Origin of the sequence: Streptomyces flaveolus (assembly GCF_044765825.1) — a bacterium.
GTDB lineage: Bacteria > Actinomycetota > Actinomycetes > Streptomycetales > Streptomycetaceae > Streptomyces > Streptomyces flaveolus.
In genome coordinates this window covers 144,520-163,742 of record NZ_JBIWKU010000013.1, presented here as the reverse complement: position 1 = coordinate 163,742, position 19,223 = coordinate 144,520, and the positions used below count along the sequence as shown (strand labels likewise).

The window sequence follows — 19,223 nt, the reverse complement described above, 5'->3', positions numbered from 1 at the left end:
CCCAACAGCCTGCGTTGCCTGAACGGCCTGGGAGGTACCCCCAGGGCGGCACGGGTGGGCGTTGGGGCCCCCTCCGGGGGAGGCGCCCCGTCAGCGCGGGCAAGCGCCCCCGGACCCGCCCCCGGCCTCCCCGTCGTCAGCCGCGCCTGCGCCGGGCCACGGCCAGCGCTCCGCCGCCCGCCAGGACCAGCGCGGCGGCGCCGGCCGCGAGGTACGGGGTGGTCGAGCTGCCGCCGGTCTCGGCCAGGCCGGCCTCGGCGGGGGCGCCCTGGAGTTTCACGTCCGCGGCCGGTTCGGCGGACGGCTCCTCCGCCTTCGCCGGGGGCTGCGCGGCCTCGGCCGGCGGGGCCGCCGGGGACTCGCAGGTGGCGCTCGCCAGGGTCAGGGTGCCGTCGACCTCCGCCACGCCCAGGTCGAGCGGGTTGACGTGCACGGTGAGGCGGAGCGCGGTGGCGGCTGCCGAGCGCGAGGTGGTCTCCGTCGTCGACAGGTCGAGCCGCACCTCCCCGACGCCGGGCACCTTCACGTCCGTCGTCCCGCCGGTGGTCAGCGTGACCTTCTTGCCGAGGACCGTGACCGCGCCCAGCAGGTTCGAGGAGGCGACGGGCTTCTTCCCCGCCTCGCAGGTCGCCGTGGAGGTGACCTGTCCGACCTCGATGACCGACAGCAGCGGAAGTCCGGGGACGTGGACCCGGGCCCGGGCCAGTTCCGTGTGGCCCTCCGCCTTGTCCGCGGTCGTCGTCGCCCCGGCGTCGGCCACGTCGGCGCGCAGGACGCTGAAGGGTTTGCCGCCCTCGACGCCGTCCAGCCGGGCGGTCAGCGCGGTCTTCCGGGCGCTCTCGGGCGCCTGCACCTCGTTGAGGGTGACCGTGAGCGGGACGTTCACGGTCTTGTCGAGCAGGGACACGTCGAGGTCGGTGCGCAGGACCGTGGCGCTCGCGCGGCCGTGGTCGTCGGTCGCACGGGCGGTGCCCGCGCCGGCCAGGACCGCGGGACCGGCGGCCAGGGCCGTGGCCGCCGTGACGGTGACGAGGCGGCGTGCGGGCATGCGGAAGGTGTTGCCGTTCAAGGTGGTGGGACCCCCAGAAAGACATGCGTGCGGAACACGCATGAGCGACATGCTTGGGACCCGGAAAGGATGTCCCCGCCCGGCTCCAACCGTCAGCGATCCAGGGTCACTTCACCCCTTCGTGGGGTTTCCGCGAGTCTTTTCGAATCCTCCGGCACGCGTGTTCCCCGGTGTCACCCGTGTCGGCTATCCGACGACCCGCCCGTTCAGCACCACCCGGCGCGGAGCGCCGAGCACGCGCACGTCCGCGCGCGGGTCCTGCTCGTACACCACCAGGTCCGCCGGCGCGCCCTCGTCGAGGCCGGGCCTGCCGAGCCAGCGCCGGGCGGCCCAGGTCGCCGCGGCAAGGGCCTCGACGGGCGGGATGCCGGCGGTGACGAGTTCGGCGACCTCCGCCCCCGCCAGGCCGTGGGCCAGGGAACCGCCCGCGTCGGTGCCGACGAAGACCGGGATCCCGGCGTCGTAGGCGTTGCGGACGGTGTCGTAGCGGCGGGCGTGCAGCCGGCGCATATGGTCCGACCAGCGCGGGAACCGGCTCTCGCCGCCCTTGGCGAGCGCGGGGAAGGTGGCGATGTTGACCAGGGTGGGCACGATGGCGACGCCCCGCTCGGCGAAGAGGGGGATCGTGTCGTCCGTCAGACCGGTCGCGTGCTCGACGCAGTCGATGCCGGCCTCGACCAGGTCGCGCAGCGAGTCCTCGGCGAAGCAGTGCGCGGTGACGCGGGCGCCCAGCCGGTGGGCCTCGGCGATGGCGGCCTCGACGGCACCGCGCGGCCAGCACGCGGACAGGTCGCCGAGGTCGCGGTCGATCCAGTCGCCGACCAGCTTCACCCAGCCGTCGCCGCGCCGGGCCTCCTGGGCGACGTAGGCGACGAGGTCCTCGGGCTCGACCTCCCAGGCGTAGTTGCGGATGTAGCGGCGCGTGCGGGCGATGTGCCGGCCCGCACGGATGATCTTCGGAAGGTCCTCGCGGTCGTCGATCCAGCGGGTGTCGGAGGGCGAGCCCGCGTCCCGGATGAGGAGGGTGCCCGCGTCCCGGTCGGTCAGCGCCTGCTTCTCGGCGACGTCCTCGGGTACGGCGCCGTGCTGGTCGAGGCCGACGTGGCAGTGCGCGTCGACCAGGCCGGGCAGCGCCCAGCCCTCGACGGTGCGGACGTCGCCGGCCCCGGCGGGACGGTCGTACGAGATCCGGCCGTCGATGACCCACAGCTCGTCGCGGACGTCCTCGTCCCGCGGGCCGACGAGCACCCGCCCCTTCACGTGCAGCACCGTGCGATCGCTCATGCCCCGCACCTTAGACGGGGCCGCCGGGGCCGTTCGAGTGCCCGGTCACCGGCCGCCGTTCCGCGCGGGCGCGCAGCTCGGTCGCCCATCCGGCCGCGACGGCGCTCGCGACGGCGGTCAGGGCGAGGACGGCGAGGCCGGGGTTGACGTAGCCGGGGATGTCGGCGGAGGCGTAACCGGCGCCGTCGCCGGTCTCGCAGCGGAAGCGGAGGGGCAGGTAGGAGACCGAGTAGTCGACGACCCGCCCGGACAGCTCCGGGGACGCCCCGGTACGGCAGGGCCGCATCGGCGCGGAGCCCGCGCCGCCGTCCTCCGCCTCCATGACAGCGGACAGCACGCACAGCGCGCCCCAGACGTAGAGCAGGGCGGCGGCGCCGCCGGAGACTTGGGCGACGACGCGGAAGGGGGCGCCCGGCCGGCGCGGCGCGCGGACGCCGGGAGGGCCCTGCGCCGGGTACGGGCGGCGGAGGCGGGTGCCGGCGCCCCGGCCGAGGACGACGGCCGTCGACACCGCGACGAGGACGAGCAGCAGGACGATCACGGGGTCGAGTCCATCACCCGGCGATCACCGTGGCTGTGGCGGAAGCCACGATTCCGGGCGTGGGGGTGTCGCAACGGACGGCCTCCCCCGCGAGTGGCGGCAGGAGCCACGGTTACTCTCGACTCCGTACGCGTCGTACACCTGACCGTGAGTGAAGAGAGCACCGCCGTGACCCACCCCTTCCTGGACCTCGCCCCGCTGAGCGCCGCCCGTTTCGCCGCGATCGAGGACCGGGTGGCGCGCCTGCTCGGCACCCGGCAGGACGTCCTGATCACGCAGGGCGAGGCGCTGCTGCCGCTGGAGGGCGCGATCCGCGGGTGCGCCGGGCCGGACACCGTCGCGCTGAACGTCGTCACCGGGCCGTACGGGCAGACGTTCGGCAACTGGCTGCGGGACTGCGGCGCGACGGTGCACGACCTCGCCGTGCCGTTCCACACCGCCGTGACGGCCGACCTGGTCCGCCAGGCCTTCGCCGAGCACCCGGAGATCGACTTCGTGTCCCTGGTGCACGCGGAGGCGGCGACCGGCAACACCAACCCGGTGGCGGAGATCGGCGAGGTGGTGCGGGAGCACGGGGCGCTCTTCTACCTGGACGCGGTGGCCTCGGTGGGCGCCGAGCCGGTGCTGCCGGACGCGTGGGGCGTGGACCTGTGCGTCATCGGCGCGCAGAAGGCGATGGGCGGCCCGGCCGGGGTGTCGGCGGTGTCGGTGAGCGAGCGGGCGTGGGCGCGGATGGCGGCGAACCCCGGGGCACCGCGCCGGTCCTACCTGTCGCTGCTGGACTGGAAGGAGCGCTGGATCGACGGCGGGCGCAAGGCGCTGCTGCACGCGCCGGCGCAGCTGGAGATGCTGGCGCTGGAGGCCTGCGTCGAGCGCATCGAGGCGGAGGGCCTGGACACGGTGATGGCGCGGCACGCGTCGGCGGCGGCGGCCACCCGGGCCGGGGCGCTCGCGCTGGGTGGCGGCCTGGAACCGTATGTGTACGAGGCCCGCGAGGCGGCTCCGGTGGCGACGACCCTGCGGGTCCCCTCGGAGCTGGACGCCTCGGAGCTGGTGGCCCGGGGGCTGGCGTCCGACCCGGCGCTGCCGCTGGCCGCGGGTGGCGGCGCGCTGGCCAAGGAGATGGTCCGCGTCAACCACTACGGGCCGGACGCGACGCGCGGGGCCGTGCAGGGCTGTCTGGCGGCACTGGGTGCCGCGCTGGCCGAGAAGGGCTTCACGACCGATCCGGAGGCGGCCCGTCGGGCCGTCGAGGACGCCTGGGACGGGCCGTCCGCCGCCGGCTTTGCGGGAGCGTGAATTCGAGGTAATTACGGAAGTTCACAGAAAGTGAATTGAGTAATTACCTCGATAGGCTCCCGGTATTCTCCTGCCCGGTTTCCGTGGGCCTAAACCCACTGATTTCTTGAAGCCGGAACATCGGACTCCGAGCACCCCGCGACGGGTTGCATGATTGTGACCCGTTGCACATGCTGCCCGTTTTGTGTGTTATATACCGGTCATTTACCCCCAAAACGCCGCCACTCGCGCGGAAGCACGCGCCCGCGCGATAACACATGAGGCGCCCATACGTAACCCCATCCGGCGATGCATTTTTTAATTCCACTGGGTAAATTCAATTTGCATGACCGCCGCGCAAGCAGACCTGCGAATCGATCGCCCGGAAGTGGCCGACGGAGCCGCCCTGTGGCGGATAGCGAGGGATTCCAAGGTCCTCGACCTGAACTCGTCCTACAGCTATCTGCTCTGGTGCCGTGACTTCGCCGCCACATCGGCCGTTGCCCGCGACGGGCACGGCGTGCCGATTGGCTTTGTCACCGGCTACCTGCGGCCGGACCGGCCGGACACGCTGCTCGTGTGGCAGGTGGCGGTGGACGAGGCTTACCGTGGACGGAAGCTCGCGGCTTCACTGCTCGACGAGCTGGCCGCCCGGACGGTCGCGGAGCACGGGACGGCGACTGTGGAGACCACCATCTCACCCGACAACACCGCGTCCCAGCGGCTGTTCACCTCGTTCGCCGAGCGGCACGGCGCCCGGCTCGAACGCGAGGTGCTCTTCGGGACGGACCACTTCCCCGACGGACCGCACGAGCCCGAAGTGCTGTACCGCATCGGCCCTCTCCCCGCCGCGGCCCGCGACTGACCGACCGGCCCCCGGGCTTCGGCCCGCCGGTCCCGGCCCTCCGGCCCTCACACTTCCCGGCAGAGACCGCACCGGTCCCCGGATCCGTACGACCTTCCTCTCCCACCCTCACCCCACGAGGAGCGATTCGTCGTGACCATCACCCAGCCCGACCTCAGCGTTTTCGAGACCGTCGAGTCCGAGGTGCGCAGCTACTGCCGCGGCTGGCCCACCGTCTTCGACCGTGCGCACGGCAGCCGCATGTACGACGAGGACGGCCACGAGTACCTCGACTTCTTCGCCGGAGCGGGCTCGCTCAACTACGGGCACAACAACCCCGTCCTGAAACGGGCGTTGATCGACTACCTGGAGCGGGACGGCGTCACGCACGGGCTGGACATGTCGACCACGGCCAAGCGCCGCTTCCTGGAGACGTTCCAGAACATCGTCCTGCGGCCGCGCGACCTGCCGTACAAGGTCATGTTCCCGGGCCCGACGGGCACCAACGCCGTGGAGTCCGCGCTCAAGCTGGCGCGGAAGGTGAAGGGGCGCGAGTCGATCGTGTCGTTCACCAACGCCTTCCACGGCATGTCGCTGGGCTCGCTCGCCGTGACCGGCAACGCCTTCAAGCGGGCCGGCGCCGGCATCCCGCTGGTGCACGGCACGCCCATGCCGTTCGACAACTACTTCGACGGCACCGTCGAGGATTTCCTCTGGTTCGAGCGGCTGCTCGAGGACCAGGGCTCCGGCCTCAACAAGCCGGCCGCCGTGATCGTCGAGACCGTGCAGGGCGAGGGCGGCATCAACGTCGCCCGTACCGAGTGGCTGCGCGCCCTGTCCGAGCTGTGCGCACGCCAGGACATGCTGCTCATCGTCGACGACATCCAGATGGGCTGCGGCCGTACCGGCGCCTTCTTCTCCTTCGAGGAGGCGGGCATCACGCCGGACATCGTCACCGTCTCCAAGTCGATCAGCGGCTACGGCCTGCCCATGTCGCTGTGCCTGTTCAAGCCGGAGCTGGACATCTGGGAGCCGGGCGAGCACAACGGCACCTTCCGCGGCAACAACCCGGCCTTCGTCACGGCGACCGCCGCGCTGGAGGCGTACTGGACCGACGGGTCGGCGATGGAGAAGCAGACCCGCACCCGCGGTGAGCAGGTCGAGCAGCACATGATCGCCATCACCGAGGAGAACCTCGCCGACATCAAGGAGTACCGGGGCCGCGGCCTGGTCTGGGGCCTGGAGTTCCACGACAAGGACCGCGCGGGCCGCGTCGCCAAGCGCGCCTTCGAGCTCGGACTGCTCATCGAGACGTCCGGCCCCGAGAGCGAGGTCGTCAAACTCCTGCCGGCGCTCACCATCACGCCCGACGAGCTGGACGAGGGCATGAAGACCCTCGCCCGCGCCGTGCGCGAGACCGCCTGACACCCCACCCCTTCCGGCGCCTTCGGCCCACGCGACCGTGGGCGCCGGGGACCCTGCACACCCTTCACCTAGGAGGCATCGCAACACCGTGATCGTCCGTTCGTTCAAGGAGATCGAAGGCACCGACCGGCACGTGAAGTCCGCGTCCGGCACCTGGGAGAGCAAGCGCATCGTCCTCGCCAAGGAGAAGGTCGGCTTCTCCGTGCACGAGACGATCCTGTACGCGGGTACGGAGACGTCCATGTGGTACGCGAACCACATCGAGGCCGTCGTCTGCACCAAGGGCGACGCCGAGCTCACCGACCGCGAGACGGGGAAGACGTACCACATCACCCCCGGCACGATGTACCTCCTGAACGGCCATGAGCGGCACACGCTCAAGGTCAAGGAGGACTTCCACTGCATCTGTGTCTTCAACCCGCCCGTGACCGGACGGGAGGACCACGACGAGAACGGCGTTTACCCGCTGCTCACCGAGGAGGTGTGAGTCACCGTGACCATCACGACCACGAACATCACCGATCTCTATCCCACCCGCGGTGCCACCGAGGTGGCCACTCCCCGGCAGGACCCGGTGGTCTGGGGCAGCCCCGACACCCCCGGCCCCGTGTCGGCCGGTGACCTCCAGGCGCTGGACCGCGACGGCTTCCTCGCCATCGACCAGCTCATCGGGCCGGACGAGGTCGCCGTCTACCAGCGGGAGCTGGAGCGGCTGACGAGCGACCCGGCCATTCGGGCGGACGAGCGCTCCATCGTGGAGCCGCAGTCCAAGGAGATCCGGTCCGTCTTCGAAGTGCACAAGATCAGCGAGGTCTTCGCGAATCTGGTGCGCGACGAGCGCGTGGTCGGCCGGGCCCGGCAGATCCTCGGCTCGGACGTCTACGTCCACCAGTCGCGGATCAACGTCAAGCCGGGCTTCGGGGCCAGTGGCTTCTACTGGCACTCGGACTTCGAGACCTGGCACGCCGAGGACGGTCTGCCGAACATGCGGACGATCTCGGTCTCGATCGCGCTCACCGAGAACTACGACACCAACGGCGGTCTCATGATCATGCCGGGGTCGCACAAGACGTTCCTCGGGTGCGCGGGGGCCACGCCGAAGGACAACTACAAGAAGTCCCTGCAGATGCAGGACGCGGGGACCCCGTCCGACGAGGCGCTGACGAAGATGGCCTCGGAGTACGGCATCAAGCTGTTCACCGGCAAGGCCGGTTCGGCGACCTGGTTCGACTGCAACTGCATGCACGGCTCGGGCGACAACATCACGCCGTTCCCGCGCAGCAACGTGTTCATCGTGTTCAACAGCGTGGAGAACACGGCGGTCGAGCCGTTCGCGGCACCGATCCGGCGACCGGAGTTCATCGGCGCGCGGGACTTCACGCCGGTACGGTGAATCGGCTCGGCCGGGGGTCCGGGGGTCGCCCCCCGGACAACACAGCATCGGCGCGCGGGACTTCACGCCGGTGAAGTGAGCCGCGTCTGAGATTCGGGCAGGGGCCTCTTCGTGTGGGACGGGAGGCCCCTGCCCGATGCCGTTCCGCCCGGCCGGCTCAGCCCGCCAGCACGTCCAGCAGCCGGTCGACGTCCGCCGCCGTGTTGTAGAGGTGGAACGCGGCCCGCAGGTTGCCCGCCCGGTCCGAGACCTGCACGCCCGCCCGGCTCAACTCGCCCTGCCGGTGGCCGAGTCCGGGCACGGACACGATCGCCGAGCCGGGCGCGGGGACCACCTCGTGACCCAGGGAGCCCAGCCCGTCCCGGAACCGGTCGGCGAGGGCGGTGTCGTGGGCGTGGACGGCGTCCACGCCGAGCTCCTCGATCAGCGCGAGGGAGTGCCGGGCGCCCGTGTAGGAGAAGAGCGCGGGGCTCTCGTCGAAGCGCCGCGCGGAGTGCGCGAGTTCCTCGACGGGGCCGTAGCAGCTGTCCCAGGGGTGCTCCCCCGACGCCCACCCGGCGAACAGCGGCGTCAGTCCGCCGAAGTCCTCCGGGACGACGAGGAACGCGACGCCGCGCGGGCAGAGCACCCACTTGTAGCCGACGGCGGCCACGAAGTCGAAGTCGTCCGCGGCCAGCGGCAGCCACCCGTTCGACTGGGAGGCGTCGACCAGCGTCCGCGCGCCGTGCGCCCGGGCGGCGTCCCGCAGTGCCGCGAGGTCGGCGATCCGCCCGTCGGCGGACTGCACGGAGCTGACCGCGACCAGCGCGGTGTCCGGGCCCACCGACTCGGCGATCCGCTCCAGCGGCACACTGCGCACCTTGAGGTCGCCCCGCATGTGGAGGGGATTCACCAGGGAGCTGAAGTCGGCCTCCGCGGTGAGGACTTCGGCGCCCGCGGGCAGTGAGGCCGCGACGAGCCCGCTGAAGGTGGCGACGGACGCGCCGGTCGCCACCCGGGAGGCGGGGACGCCGAGGAGGCGGGCGACGGCGGACCGGCTCGCCTCGACGTCGGCGAACATGTCGAGGGGCTGCCCGGCCGCCGCCGACTGGGCCGCGTCACGCATCGCGGCGAGGGTACGGGCGGGCAGCAGGCCGGTGCTGGCGGTGTTCAGGTACGTGGTCTTCGGATCGAACTCGGCACGGACGAGGGTCTCGAAGCTCTCCATGGCACCACTGTGCGGCCCCGGGACCTCCCCGTCCATTGCGTATTTCTGCGCGATATCCCCAAGGACTGCTTATGCGATCCCGGTGACCTGGGCGTTTCAGTTCTGGGGCACCGCACAGCCGTCCGGGCCGCACGCCTCCGCGGCCCCGTCCCCGGCGTCGACGAGCTTCAGCGGCGCCCGCTCGCCCCACGCCTGCGTCAGTGCCTGGGCGAAGACCTCGGCGGGCTGGGCGCCGGAGACGCCGTAGGTCCGGTCGAGCACGAAGAACGGCACCCCGGTCGCCCCGAGCTGCGCGGCCTCGCGTTCGTCGGCGCGCACCTCGTCGGCGTAGGCGGTGGGGTCGGCGAGCACCGCCCGGACGGTGTCCGCCTCCAGGCCGGCGCCGACGGCCAGTTCCACGAGCCGTTCGTCGTCGTTGAAGACGGAACGCTCCTCGGCGAAGTTGCCCCGGTAGAGCGCGTCCAGCAGCGCCTCCTGCCGGCCCTCCTCCTTGGCCAGGTGCAGCAGCCGGTGCATGTCGAAGGTGCTGCCGTGGTCACGGCCCCGGGTGCGGTAGTCCAGGCCCTCGGCGGCGGCCTGCGCGCCGAGGTTGTCCTCACCGGCCCGCGCCTGCGCCTCGCTCATGCCGTACTTCGCGGTGAGCATCGTCAGCACGGGCTGGACGTCGTCCTTGGCCCGCCCGGGGTCCAGCTCGAAGGACCGGTGCACCACCTCGACGCCGTCCCGGTGCTCGAAGGCCGCCAGCGCCTTCTCGAAGCGGGCCTTGCCCACGTAGCACCAGGGGCAGGCGATGTCGCTCCAGATCTCGACGCGCATGTGTCGGCTCTTTCTCCAGGTCGTAAGCGTGCGGAGGCCTCCCCTCCGCCGCGTACGTGAACGTTCAAGCGTCGCGTCTCATTCCCCGGGCACGTCGAAGCGCAGGTACAGGTGATGGTCACCCTCGGCGGGCGGGTTGTCCGGGTCCGGGAACCAGCCCTGGCGGGCGTAGAAGGCCTGGGCGCGCCGGTTGCCGACGTGGACGTCGAGGACGGCCGTCCGCCTGCCGTCGGCCTGCCACTGCTCGACGCAGGCCGCGTGCAGGGCGGTGCCGATGCCGGAGCGCCAGTGGTCGGGGTCGACATGGAACTGGTACAGCTTGACCGTGCCGGCCCGGGCGTCCTCCGGGACGCGGAACGAGGCGATGGCGACGATGCCGCCCCGCTCCACGGCGCACAGCACGTGTCCGTCGGTCCGCTCGACGGCGGTGCGCCAGGCGGCGGCCCAGTCGTAGCCGTCGTCGGGGAGCCCGTCCGGGTAGTACGTCGCCCGGGCGCGGACGTGCAGGGCGGCCACGGTCTCCGTCTCGGCGGGCAGGACGGTGCGGATCACCCGGGTTCCGGTCACACGTTCGTCGATCACACTGTGCAGGACGCCGGGCCCGGGCGTCCGGTTGCCTCAGCTGCCGTCGCGCAGGTCCGCCGGCGGGCTCGGCCGGAACTCCAGGTGGTCGAACCTCGCCACGCAGCCCTCGCCCGTCGGCGACTGGGTCATGAAGCCGGCCAGGGCCGCGCCCGTCTCCTTCTCGTCGCCGAGGGTGAACACGCGGACGAAGGTCCAGCGCTCACCGTCGCGGGAGGCGTGGAAGGCGAAGGCCCGCCCGGTGCGGCTGACGCGCAGCCACACCGCATCGCCCTCCACGGTGAAGGAGTTGCAGTCGTCGGAGTGCCCCCGGGTGACCACCGTGCAGACGGTGGCCATGTCCGGGGAGTACTCCAGGCACAGCTTGGCCCAGGCCCGCTCGCCGACGTGGACGTACAGCACTCCGGCGTCGAAGGCGGCCCGGAAGCCGACGGTGACGCGGGCGATCAGCTGGAAGTCCCCCTCGGGAGCACCCAGCAGCCGGGGCGCGTCGGTGGCGGGCTCCAGCACCTCCCCGCCCGGCGGCACGAACCGGTCCTGTCGGGGCCCGGCCACGCCGGTGAGCACGCCGTCCTCATAGGACCAGTTGCCGTCGGGTCCATAGGGACGGAGGGGAAAGGGCAGTTCGGGAAGTTCGACGTCCATCTGCTGATTCTCTCCGGATCAAGGGGATACTCGGGGGCGCGGGGAACTGCGCGACAAGCCACAACGGCGCGGCACCCCGCGTACGAACCGCACTCCCGCGGCGCTACCGCTCAAGAACCCCGTTGAACCGCCGAGGCAGCCCCAGCGGATTGTCGTCCCGCAGCTCCGCCGGCAGCAGCGCCTCGGGCGCCCCCTGATAGGCAACGGGCCGCAGCCACCGCTCGACAGCCGTACCCCCCACCGACGTGGACGTCGACGTCGTCGCCGGGTACGGCCCCCCGTGATGCTGAGCCGCCGCCACCGCGACCCCCGTCGGCCAGCCATTGACCAGCACCCGCCCGGCGAGCGGCGTCAGCTCCGCGAGGATCTCCGCCCCGCGCCCCTGACCCGCCGCCTCCTCGGCAGAGAGCTGCACGGTCGCCGTGAGGTTCCCCGGCAGCCGCGACAGCACGCCCCGGACCTCGGCCTCGTCGTTGTAGCGGGCCACCACGGTGACCGGCCCGAAGCACTCCTCCAGGAGCAGGTCGTGCTCGCCCTCGGCGGCCAGCCGCCCGGCCGGCACGGTCAGGAAGCCGGGGCTGACGGTGTGCTCGCCGCCCGCGCCGGGCGTCACCGGGGACTCCACGTCGGGCAGCGCCGCGCGCTCGGCGACCCCGGCGACGAAGTTGTCCCGCATGCGGTGGTCGAGCAGCACCCCGGCGTCGGTGTCGCTGACGGCGTCCGTGAGGGTCTTGACCAGGCCGTCACCGGCGGCGCCGGACGGCACCAGGACCAGGCCCGGCTTCACGCAGAACTGGCCGACGCCCAGGGTCATCGAGCCGGCGAGCCCGGCGCCGATGGCCTCGGCCCGCTCGGCCGCCGCGGCCTCGGTGACGACGACCGGGTTCAGGGAGCCCAGTTCGCCGTGGAAGGGGATCGGCACGGGCCGGGCCGCCGCCGCGTCGAACAGGGCGCGGCCACCGCGTACGGAACCGGTGAAGCCGGCCGCGGCGACCAGCGGGTGCTTGATCAGCTCGATGCCGGCGTCGAAGCCGTGCACCAGGCCGAGGACGCCCTCGGGGATGTCGTGCCGGGCGGCGGCCCGGCGCAGCACGCTCGCGACCAGCTCGGAGAGCGCCGGGTGGTCGGGGTGCGACTTGACGACGACCGGGCAGCCCGCCGCGAGGGCGCTCGCGGTGTCACCGCCGGGGACGGAGAAGGCGAAGGGGAAGTTGGAGGCCGAGTAGACGGCGACAACGCCGAGCGGCACCTTGTAGCGGCGCAGGTCGGGGATCGGCGGGGTGGCCGTGTCGTCGGGGTGGTTGATGACGACGCCGAGGAACTCGCCCTCGTCGACGATGTCGGCGAAGGCCCGCAGCTGGTAGCAGGTGCGGGCGAGTTCGCCGGTGAGCCGGACCGGGCCGAGCGCGGTCTCGGCGTCGGCCACCTCCACGAGGGTGTTCTCGGCCGCCTTCAGCTCGTCGGCGGCGGTGCGCAGGAAGGCCGCGCGGACGGTGCGGTCGGCGAGGGCCTCGCGCGCCGCGTGGGCGGCACGGACGGTGGTGTCCACCTCCTGGGCCGTGGCCTCCACCGCGACCTGTTCACGCTGCTTCCCGGTACGGGGGTCGACACTCCAGACTGGTGCTGCTGCCACCGCGGGTCCCTCCACGTGCTCTGCGTTCTCTGCATCGGGGTCGTTCGATATACTGAACGCTGTCTCCGATGATGAATACGGTGGACATTATTTCCCGTCGAACGAAGGGGTCAAGGGCGATGTCGGCTGGCGAGACGGGGGGCGGAGCGCAGGTCAAGTCCGCCGTGCGGACGGTTGAACTGCTCGAGTACTTCGCCGGACGCCCCGGCATGCACTCCCTCGCGTCGGTCCAGGAGGCGGTCGGCTACCCCAAGTCGAGCCTGTACATGCTGCTGCGCACACTGGTCGAACTGGGCTGGGTGGAGACGGACGCGACGGGCACGCGGTACGGCATCGGCGTCCGGGCCCTGCTGGTCGGCACGTCGTACATCGACGGCGACGAGGTGGTCGCGGCGGCCCGGCCGACGCTGGACCGGCTCTCCGACGACACCACGGAGACCATCCACCTCGCCCGGCTGGACGGCACCAACGTCGTCTATCTGGCCACCCGTCAGTCCCAGCACTACCTGCGGCCCTTCACCCGGGTCGGCCGCCGGCTGCCCGCACACTCGACGTCGCTGGGCAAGGCGCTGCTGAGCACCTACAGCGACGAGCAGGTCCGCAAGATGCTGCCGGAGACCCTGCCGGCGCTGACCGAACACACCATCACCGACCGGGAGAAGCTCATCGAGGAGCTGCACCAGGTGCGGGAGCAGGGCTTCGCCGTGGACCGCGAGGAGAACACGCTGGGGCTGCGCTGCTTCGGCGTGGCGATCCCCTACCGCACCCCCGCGCGGGACGCGATCAGCTGCTCGGTGCCGGTGGCGCGGCTGACGCCGGCGCACGAGCAGATGGTGAAGGACGCCCTCTTCGACGCACGGGACCGGCTGACCCTGGCGACGCGTAGGCTCTGATCCATGCACATCGCACTGCGCGAGGTCCACGACAGCGATCTGCCCGTCTTCTTCCGGCAGATGAACGATCCGGAGGCCCTGCGCATGGCGGCCTTCACCCCGCCGGATCCCGCCGACTGGGACGCGTTCACGGCGCACTGGAACAAGATCCGGGCGTCGCGCGACGTCGTGCGGACCATCCTGGGCGACGGTGACGTCATCGGCAGCGCCGCGGTGTACGGGGATCCGGGCGAGCGCGAGGTGACGTACTGGGTGGACCGGGCGTACTGGGGCCGGGGCGTGGCCACCGCCGCCCTGCGGGCCCTGCTCGCCGAGGTCGAGGACCGTCCGCTGTACGCGCGGGCGGCGGCGGACAACACCGGGTCGCGGCGCGTGCTGGAGAAATGCGGCTTCGAGACGAGCGCCCGGGCCCGGGGCTTCGCTCCGGCGCGGGGCGAGGTGATCGACGAGGTCGTCCTCCACCTCGCGGTCTGACGTCCTCCACCGCGCGGCGGAGGCGAGCCGCGGCGGCCGGGGCGCGGGCCGCCGGCCTCGCCCTCCGCGACCGGCCGGCACGCGAACCGCACGACTGGGCCGGCCACGCGCCGAGCGGTGAGGCTCCAGGCGGCCACCGGGACCGAGGCCCGCTTCGCGGGAGCGGTTTCATGAACGGATGATGAGAAAACGGGGCGCATGGGAACGATCCGCTCCCGCTCGTTCGTCCTGTGGGCGGGATGAACAAGACGATCAGGCGCGCATCGGTCTTCACGCTGCTCCTGGTGTTCGCTCTGCTGGTGCGGGCGACCTGGGTGCAGTTCTACGACGGTCAGGCGCTCGCGGACGACAAGGACAACCGGCGCAACGCGATCGAGACGTACGCGGAGCCGCTCGGGAACATCATCGTGGCCGGACGCTCGGTCACCGGATCGGCGCCGACGAAGGGCGGCGACCTCACGTACAAACGCGCGTACACGGACGGAGAGCTGTACGCGGCGGTGACGGGCTACGCCTCGCAGGCGTACGCGCCGACACAGCTGGAGGGCATCTACCAGGACCTGCTCAACGGCACGGACCCGCGGCTGAAGACCCTCATGGACACGGTCACCGGCCGGCGGGCCGATCCGGGCAACGTGATCACGACGATCGACCCGGACGTGCAGAAGGCCGGGCTCGAGGCGCTGGGCGACAAGAAGGGCGCCGCCGTCGCGATCGACCCCAAGACGGGCAGGATCCTCGCGGTCGTCTCCACCCCGTCGTACGACCCGTCGTCGCTGACCGACGCCAACACCGCCGGTGAGGCATGGCAGAAGCTCACGAGCGACCCGGACAAGCCGCTGACCAACCGCGCGCTGCGCCAGCCGCTGCCGCCGGGCTCGACGTTCAAGCTCGTCGTGGCGGCGGCCGCGCTGGAGGACGGGCTGTACGGGTCGGTGGACGAGCGGACCGACAGCCCGGACCCGTACACCCTGCCGGACACCACGACGGACCTGTCGAACGAGAACCCGAACGCCCCCTGCGAGAACGCCACGATCCGCACCGCGCTGCAGTACTCGTGCAACAACGTCTTCGCGAAGATGGCCGTGGACCTGGGCCAGGACAAGCTCCGGGCGACGGCCGAGAAGTTCGGCTTCAACGACGAGACGCAGGACGTGCCGGTACGGGCCTACACGAGCACGTACCCGAAGGACATGGACCGGCCGTCGACCGCCCTGACGGGTATCGGCCAGTTCGACGTGACGGCCACCCCCCTCCAGATGGCGATGGTGTCCGCGGCCATCGCCAACGGCGGCAAGCTGGTCTCGCCGCACATGGTGTCGCAGATCACCGGCGGTGACGGCGACGTGCTGGAGGACTACGACGACTCGGCGGAGACGAAGCAGATCGTCAGCTCCTCCACCGCCGAGCAGTTGCAGTCGGCCATGCGGACGGTGGTCGACGAGGGCACCGGGTCGAACGCGCAGATCTCCGGCGCGACCGTGGGCGGCAAGACGGGCACGGCCCAGCACGGCGAGAACAACAGCAAGACGCCGTACGCCTGGTTCACGTCCTACGCCAAGTCCGACTCGTCGGACGGGGAGGTCGCCGTGGCCGTGCTCGTCGAGCAGTCCGACGCGGCCCGCTCCGAGGTCAGCGGCAACGGGCTGGCGGCCCCGGTGGCCAAGGCGATGATGAAGGCGGCGCTCAAGGACTAGCGCGCGGGCCGCGACTCAGGGGCCGGAACTCACCTCCACCTCCGGTTCGGGCTGCCATACGGTGTTCGGCGCACCGTACGGTCGACGCGGCCGACGCTGCTACAGTTCCGGATCCCCGCCCGGCGCACGGCTGTTCGACGCCGGGGAAGCCGCTGCGAGGAGAGTCCGCCCGTGGGCACAGTCGTCGACGACGCCGCCTCCGTGGAGTTCCACGCCTTCTTCGAACGCCACTACGCCGAACTGTCCCGGCTCGCCCATCTGCTGACGGGCGAGCCGGACGCCGCCGACGACCTGGCGGCGGACGCCCTGCTCGCGCTGTGGCACCGCTGGGACCGGGTGCGCGCGGCCGACCATCCGGTGGCGTACGCGCGCGGGGTCGTCGCCAACCTCGCCCGCAGCCGGATCCGCAGCGCGGTGCGCGAGCGCCGGCGCGTCGCCCTGTTCTGGTCGCAGCGCGAGGAGAGGACGGAGAACCCGGACGTCGCGGGCGTGGTCGACGTGCAGGAGGCGTTGCGCGCCCTGCCGTTCCGCAAGCGGGCGTGCGTGGTGCTGCGGCACGCGTTCGACCTCTCCGAGAAGGACACCGCGCTCGCCCTGGGCGTCTCGGTGGGTACGGTGAAGAGCCAGACGTCGAAGGCAATGGCCGAACTGCAGCGGGTGCTCGGCACGCGGGGAGCGCCGCAGCAGGTGCACGCGGCGATCGCACGCACCGGTGAGGCCGCGGGAAGGAAGCGATGACCGGGCGGCGGGACGTGGACGAGGAGCTGCGTGCCCGGCTGCACGAGGCGGCCGGGGCGCACGAGCCCGACCGTGCGCGCATGCTGGCCCGGGTCGAGCGGGGCATGGCGGGCGGGGGCCACGCCGGGCGCCGGGCGGCCCGCCCCCCGGCGCTGGGCTGGGCCCGGGTGGCCGGCGCGACGGCGGCGGTGGCGGGCGTCCTCGCGGCCGGCGGGTACGGTGTCGCGTCCGCGGTCAAGGACGACGCTCCCCCGCAGCGCTCGGTCGCCACCTCGCCGACGTCCTCTCCGTCGCCGGCCGGCCCTACGAGCCCCGCGCCCCGGCCGTCGTCCGTCGCACCGGCACCGAGCGTCTCGGCCGGGACGGGGGAGCCGGACCGGCCGTCGCCCTCCGGGACACCGGCCGGCACCGCGACCGCCACCGCCCCTCCGCCGGCCGCCGGGTCCGAGGACGGCCCGTTGTGGTCGGACGGCTCGGTCGACCCGCACAGCAACGACTACTGGGCGCAGAGCAACATCACCCTGCGGACGAGCAGCCCGCTGACCGCGCTCACCGTCGAGCTGAGGGTGGCGCAGACCGGCGGGGTCGCCTCCACGGGCGCGTGGCGGTCGCTGCCCGAGGACGACTTCACGTTCACGGTCGAGGAGCGGGACGGCTTCCTCGTCCACCGGTGGACGCTCAAGCAGGGCCGTACGGTCCCGGCGGGCGAGTGGATGTTCGCGGGCCAGTACGACCACGAGCGCGGCGGCCGGGACGCGAACGGCGACCGCTACTCCGCGACGGCCGGCGCAGGGGCCGAACAGCTTTCGGTGCAGGGGGGTTTCGCGCCGCACGACGGCGGTTCGTGAGGAAACTCCGCGGACCCGGCAACCCTTTCCCCGTCCGTGGCGACCAGGGAGCGAAAGCTCCCCCTCCCCACGCAAGGACATGGGCATGACTGCAGCACAACAGCGCGTCCGCCACCGCCGGAGGCCCGGCAGGCGCCGGGCGGTGATCGCCTCGGCCGCCGCCCTGGGCCTCACGGGTGCGGCGATCGTCACGACGACGATGCTGACCACCGCCGGCGCCGCGTCGTCCTGGCCCACGGACACCGGCAGCAAGCCCGTCTCGTCGACGATCCCGGTCTCCGGCACCTACGACGGCAAGATGAAGAAGTTCTACGGCACCGGCGACCTCGGCACCTCCGGCCAGGACGAGGACCAGGGACCGATCTTCGAGCTGGCGGACGGCGCCGTTCTCAAGAACGTGATCATCGGCACGCCGGCCGCGGACGGCGTCCACTGCAAGGGGTCGTGCACCCTGCAGAACGTCTGGTGGCTGGACGTCGGCGAGGACGCCGCCAGCTTCAAGGGCACGTCGCCGTCGGCCGTGTACACCGTGTACGGGGGCGGCGCGAAGAACGCCGACGACAAGGTGCTCCAGTTCAACGGCGCGGGCAAGCTCGTCGTCACCAAGTTCCAGGTCGAGAACTTCGGCAAGCTGGTGCGCTCCTGCGGCAACTGCAAGAAGCAGTACCAGCGCACGATCGTCATCAACGACGTGGACATCACCGCGCCCGGCAAGTCGATCGTCGGCGTCAACCAGAACTACGGCGACACGGCGGCGCTGCGCAACATCCGCGTCCACGGCGACAGCAAGAAGAAGATCGAGACCTGCGTCCGCTTCCAGGGGAACAACACCGGCAAGGAGCCCACGGCGCTCTCCCCGGTAGGCCCCTACGGCAAGACGTGCGACTTCACCGCGTCGGACATCAGCTACGAGTAGTCGTCCGAGCCCCCGGTCCGCCGGTCCGCCCCCCGGGCCGGTGCGCGCCGTCCGAGCCCCCACTCGGCCGGCACGGCGAACGCCCCCGCCGGTGACGACCGGCGGGGGCGTTCCCTCGTTCCCCGGGAATGCGGGAGGTCACTCGACGAAGTACGTCGGGTTGGGCAGCTTGTAGGTCCGGTCCGCGTAACCGCCCTGCAGGTCGGAGTACTGGTCGCCGAAGTTGGCGACGATGTCGTACCCGAGGTCCCGCTCGATGTGGCGGCGGGTGCCCGCCTTGTACTGCACGGTGGTGCAGGTCCAGGTGCCCGGGGTGGCGCAGTGGGACAGGTAGGACGGCGGGTTCGCCTTGTCCTTGAGGAACATGTGGCCGGCGTCGAGGTTCACATCGGCGCCCACCTTCTTCAGGTTCTCGACGGCGGCGGCGCGCTGGGACTCGCTCAGGCCGGAGTTGTAGAAGACCTCGACGCCCTTCTCCTGCGCGTAGCGCACGAGTTCGGGGCTGCCGAACACGGCCGGGCGGTCGGCCTTGTTGACGTAGGCGGCCCAGGTGGCGCTGTCGTAGCCGTAGTTGTTCTTCTTCTCGTAGTCGAGGCTGAGCAGCAGCGTGTCGTCGATGTCGAAGACGACCGCCGGCCGGGAGCCCTTGTGGTGCGCCGCCGCGCGGGCCGCCTTGTCGATCTGCTTCCTCGCCGCGGCGTCGACGCTCGCCAGGTCCCTGGCGTACGGGCTGTCCGGGGAGGCCTGGTAGACGCCGTCGTCGTCGGGCGCGGTGCCGTAGTAGGCGTCGATGTCCTTGGTCAGCTGCCCGATGTTGTAGGGCTCGTGGGTGGAGTTGGCCGTCGACTGGCCGGCGGTGGCCGCACCCGTGCCGTAGAGGGCGGCACCGGCGACGGCGCAGGCGGCGGTGACGGCGGCGATGCGCAGTGGTTTATGCATG

Annotated in this window: 20 protein-coding genes; 11 read left to right on the top strand and 9 right to left on the bottom strand. The window is 71.9% G+C overall.

The genetic code is table 11. The features are described from left to right. Nucleotides 1–136: 136 nt before the first annotated feature. The 3 genes from ACIRG6_RS32075 to ACIRG6_RS32065 form a co-directional block, all read right to left on the bottom strand. A complete protein-coding gene (locus tag ACIRG6_RS32075) occupies nucleotides 137–1,069 on the bottom strand; it encodes an SCO1860 family LAETG-anchored protein (protein ID WP_403325180.1) in 933 nt (310 codons plus the stop codon). A gap of 186 nt (nucleotides 1,070–1,255) precedes the next feature. Continuing rightward, nucleotides 1,256–2,353: an amidohydrolase family protein gene (locus tag ACIRG6_RS32070; protein ID WP_350724529.1), complete on the bottom strand. Its 1,098-nt coding sequence runs from the start codon at nucleotides 2,351–2,353 to the stop codon at nucleotides 1,256–1,258. Nucleotides 2,354–2,363: 10 nt separating this feature from the next. Continuing rightward, nucleotides 2,364–2,894, bottom strand: a complete 531-nt coding sequence (locus ACIRG6_RS32065; protein ID WP_364682993.1) for a hypothetical protein — start codon at nucleotides 2,892–2,894, stop codon at nucleotides 2,364–2,366. A gap of 168 nt (nucleotides 2,895–3,062) precedes the next feature. Here ACIRG6_RS32065 and ACIRG6_RS32060 point away from each other — a divergent pair, with 168 nt between their 5' ends. The 5 genes from ACIRG6_RS32060 (at nucleotide 3,063) to thpD (ending at nucleotide 7,834) form a co-directional block, all read left to right on the top strand. Further along, nucleotides 3,063–4,193, top strand: coding sequence for a pyridoxal-phosphate-dependent aminotransferase family protein (locus tag ACIRG6_RS32060; protein ID WP_403325240.1), 1,131 nt, complete (start codon nucleotides 3,063–3,065; stop codon nucleotides 4,191–4,193). Nucleotides 4,194–4,518: 325 nt separating this feature from the next. Continuing rightward, on the top strand, nucleotides 4,519–5,037 hold the full coding sequence (ectA, locus tag ACIRG6_RS32055; RefSeq protein ID WP_364682995.1) for a diaminobutyrate acetyltransferase: 519 nt from the start codon (nucleotides 4,519–4,521) through the stop codon (nucleotides 5,035–5,037). A 132-nt stretch (nucleotides 5,038–5,169) separates the two neighbouring features. Next, the gene (gene ectB, locus ACIRG6_RS32050) at nucleotides 5,170–6,441 is read left to right on the top strand and encodes a diaminobutyrate--2-oxoglutarate transaminase (protein ID WP_403325178.1); all 1,272 of its coding nucleotides are present in this window, start codon (nucleotides 5,170–5,172) and stop codon (nucleotides 6,439–6,441) included. Between the two features lie 88 nt (nucleotides 6,442–6,529). Then, nucleotides 6,530–6,928 carry an ectoine synthase gene (locus tag ACIRG6_RS32045; protein WP_043374438.1) on the top strand — a complete coding sequence of 133 codons (399 nt, stop codon included), beginning with the start codon at nucleotides 6,530–6,532 and terminating at the stop codon, nucleotides 6,926–6,928. A 6-nt stretch (nucleotides 6,929–6,934) separates the two neighbouring features. After that, nucleotides 6,935–7,834, top strand: coding sequence for an ectoine hydroxylase (gene thpD, locus ACIRG6_RS32040; protein WP_189228461.1), 900 nt, complete (start codon nucleotides 6,935–6,937; stop codon nucleotides 7,832–7,834). 157 nt (nucleotides 7,835–7,991) lie between these two features. Here the strand turns inward: thpD and ACIRG6_RS32035 are convergent, their stop codons facing one another. From ACIRG6_RS32035 to ACIRG6_RS32015, 5 genes are all read right to left on the bottom strand, one after another. Continuing rightward, nucleotides 7,992–9,077 (bottom strand): aminotransferase class V-fold PLP-dependent enzyme, encoded by a 1,086-nt coding sequence (locus ACIRG6_RS32035; RefSeq protein WP_318218031.1) that lies wholly within the window; start codon nucleotides 9,075–9,077, stop codon nucleotides 7,992–7,994. A 60-nt stretch (nucleotides 9,078–9,137) separates the two neighbouring features. Further along, nucleotides 9,138–9,857: a DsbA family oxidoreductase gene (locus ACIRG6_RS32030; RefSeq protein WP_364683002.1), complete on the bottom strand. Its 720-nt coding sequence runs from the start codon at nucleotides 9,855–9,857 to the stop codon at nucleotides 9,138–9,140. Nucleotides 9,858–9,935: 78 nt separating this feature from the next. Further along, complete coding sequence (locus ACIRG6_RS32025; RefSeq protein ID WP_364683004.1) at nucleotides 9,936–10,439, bottom strand: GNAT family N-acetyltransferase; 504 nt, start codon at nucleotides 10,437–10,439, stop codon at nucleotides 9,936–9,938. A 36-nt stretch (nucleotides 10,440–10,475) separates the two neighbouring features. Next, on the bottom strand, nucleotides 10,476–11,084 hold the full coding sequence (locus ACIRG6_RS32020; protein ID WP_403325175.1) for a DUF1349 domain-containing protein: 609 nt from the start codon (nucleotides 11,082–11,084) through the stop codon (nucleotides 10,476–10,478). A gap of 103 nt (nucleotides 11,085–11,187) precedes the next feature. After that, nucleotides 11,188–12,717 carry an aldehyde dehydrogenase (NADP(+)) gene (locus ACIRG6_RS32015; RefSeq protein ID WP_364683008.1) on the bottom strand — a complete coding sequence of 510 codons (1,530 nt, stop codon included), beginning with the start codon at nucleotides 12,715–12,717 and terminating at the stop codon, nucleotides 11,188–11,190. A gap of 119 nt (nucleotides 12,718–12,836) precedes the next feature. Here ACIRG6_RS32015 and ACIRG6_RS32010 point away from each other — a divergent pair, with 119 nt between their 5' ends. The 6 genes from ACIRG6_RS32010 (at nucleotide 12,837) to ACIRG6_RS31985 (ending at nucleotide 18,283) form a co-directional block, all read left to right on the top strand. Next, nucleotides 12,837–13,610 carry an IclR family transcriptional regulator gene (locus tag ACIRG6_RS32010; RefSeq protein ID WP_033283195.1) on the top strand — a complete coding sequence of 258 codons (774 nt, stop codon included), beginning with the start codon at nucleotides 12,837–12,839 and terminating at the stop codon, nucleotides 13,608–13,610. Nucleotides 13,611–13,613: 3 nt separating this feature from the next. Next, complete coding sequence (locus ACIRG6_RS32005) at nucleotides 13,614–14,084, top strand: GNAT family N-acetyltransferase (RefSeq protein WP_318218036.1); 471 nt, start codon at nucleotides 13,614–13,616, stop codon at nucleotides 14,082–14,084. 239 nt (nucleotides 14,085–14,323) lie between these two features. Then, on the top strand, nucleotides 14,324–15,781 hold the full coding sequence (locus ACIRG6_RS32000) for a peptidoglycan D,D-transpeptidase FtsI family protein (protein WP_364683011.1): 1,458 nt from the start codon (nucleotides 14,324–14,326) through the stop codon (nucleotides 15,779–15,781). A 171-nt stretch (nucleotides 15,782–15,952) separates the two neighbouring features. Further along, nucleotides 15,953–16,519, top strand: coding sequence for a SigE family RNA polymerase sigma factor (locus tag ACIRG6_RS31995; protein WP_239771178.1), 567 nt, complete (start codon nucleotides 15,953–15,955; stop codon nucleotides 16,517–16,519). Continuing rightward, the gene (locus ACIRG6_RS31990) at nucleotides 16,516–17,367 is read left to right on the top strand and encodes a hypothetical protein (RefSeq protein ID WP_403325172.1); all 852 of its coding nucleotides are present in this window, start codon (nucleotides 16,516–16,518) and stop codon (nucleotides 17,365–17,367) included. The genes ACIRG6_RS31995 and ACIRG6_RS31990 overlap by 4 nt, the downstream gene beginning before the upstream one ends. Nucleotides 17,368–17,452: 85 nt before the next feature. Then, nucleotides 17,453–18,283 (top strand): pectate lyase, encoded by an 831-nt coding sequence (locus ACIRG6_RS31985; protein ID WP_318218038.1) that lies wholly within the window; start codon nucleotides 17,453–17,455, stop codon nucleotides 18,281–18,283. Between the two features lie 138 nt (nucleotides 18,284–18,421). Here ACIRG6_RS31985 and ACIRG6_RS31980 read toward each other — a convergent pair whose 3' ends face one another. Continuing rightward, the gene (locus tag ACIRG6_RS31980; protein WP_364686374.1) at nucleotides 18,422–19,222 is read right to left on the bottom strand and encodes an HAD family acid phosphatase; all 801 of its coding nucleotides are present in this window, start codon (nucleotides 19,220–19,222) and stop codon (nucleotides 18,422–18,424) included. Between the last annotated feature and the right edge of the window lies 1 nt (nucleotide 19,223).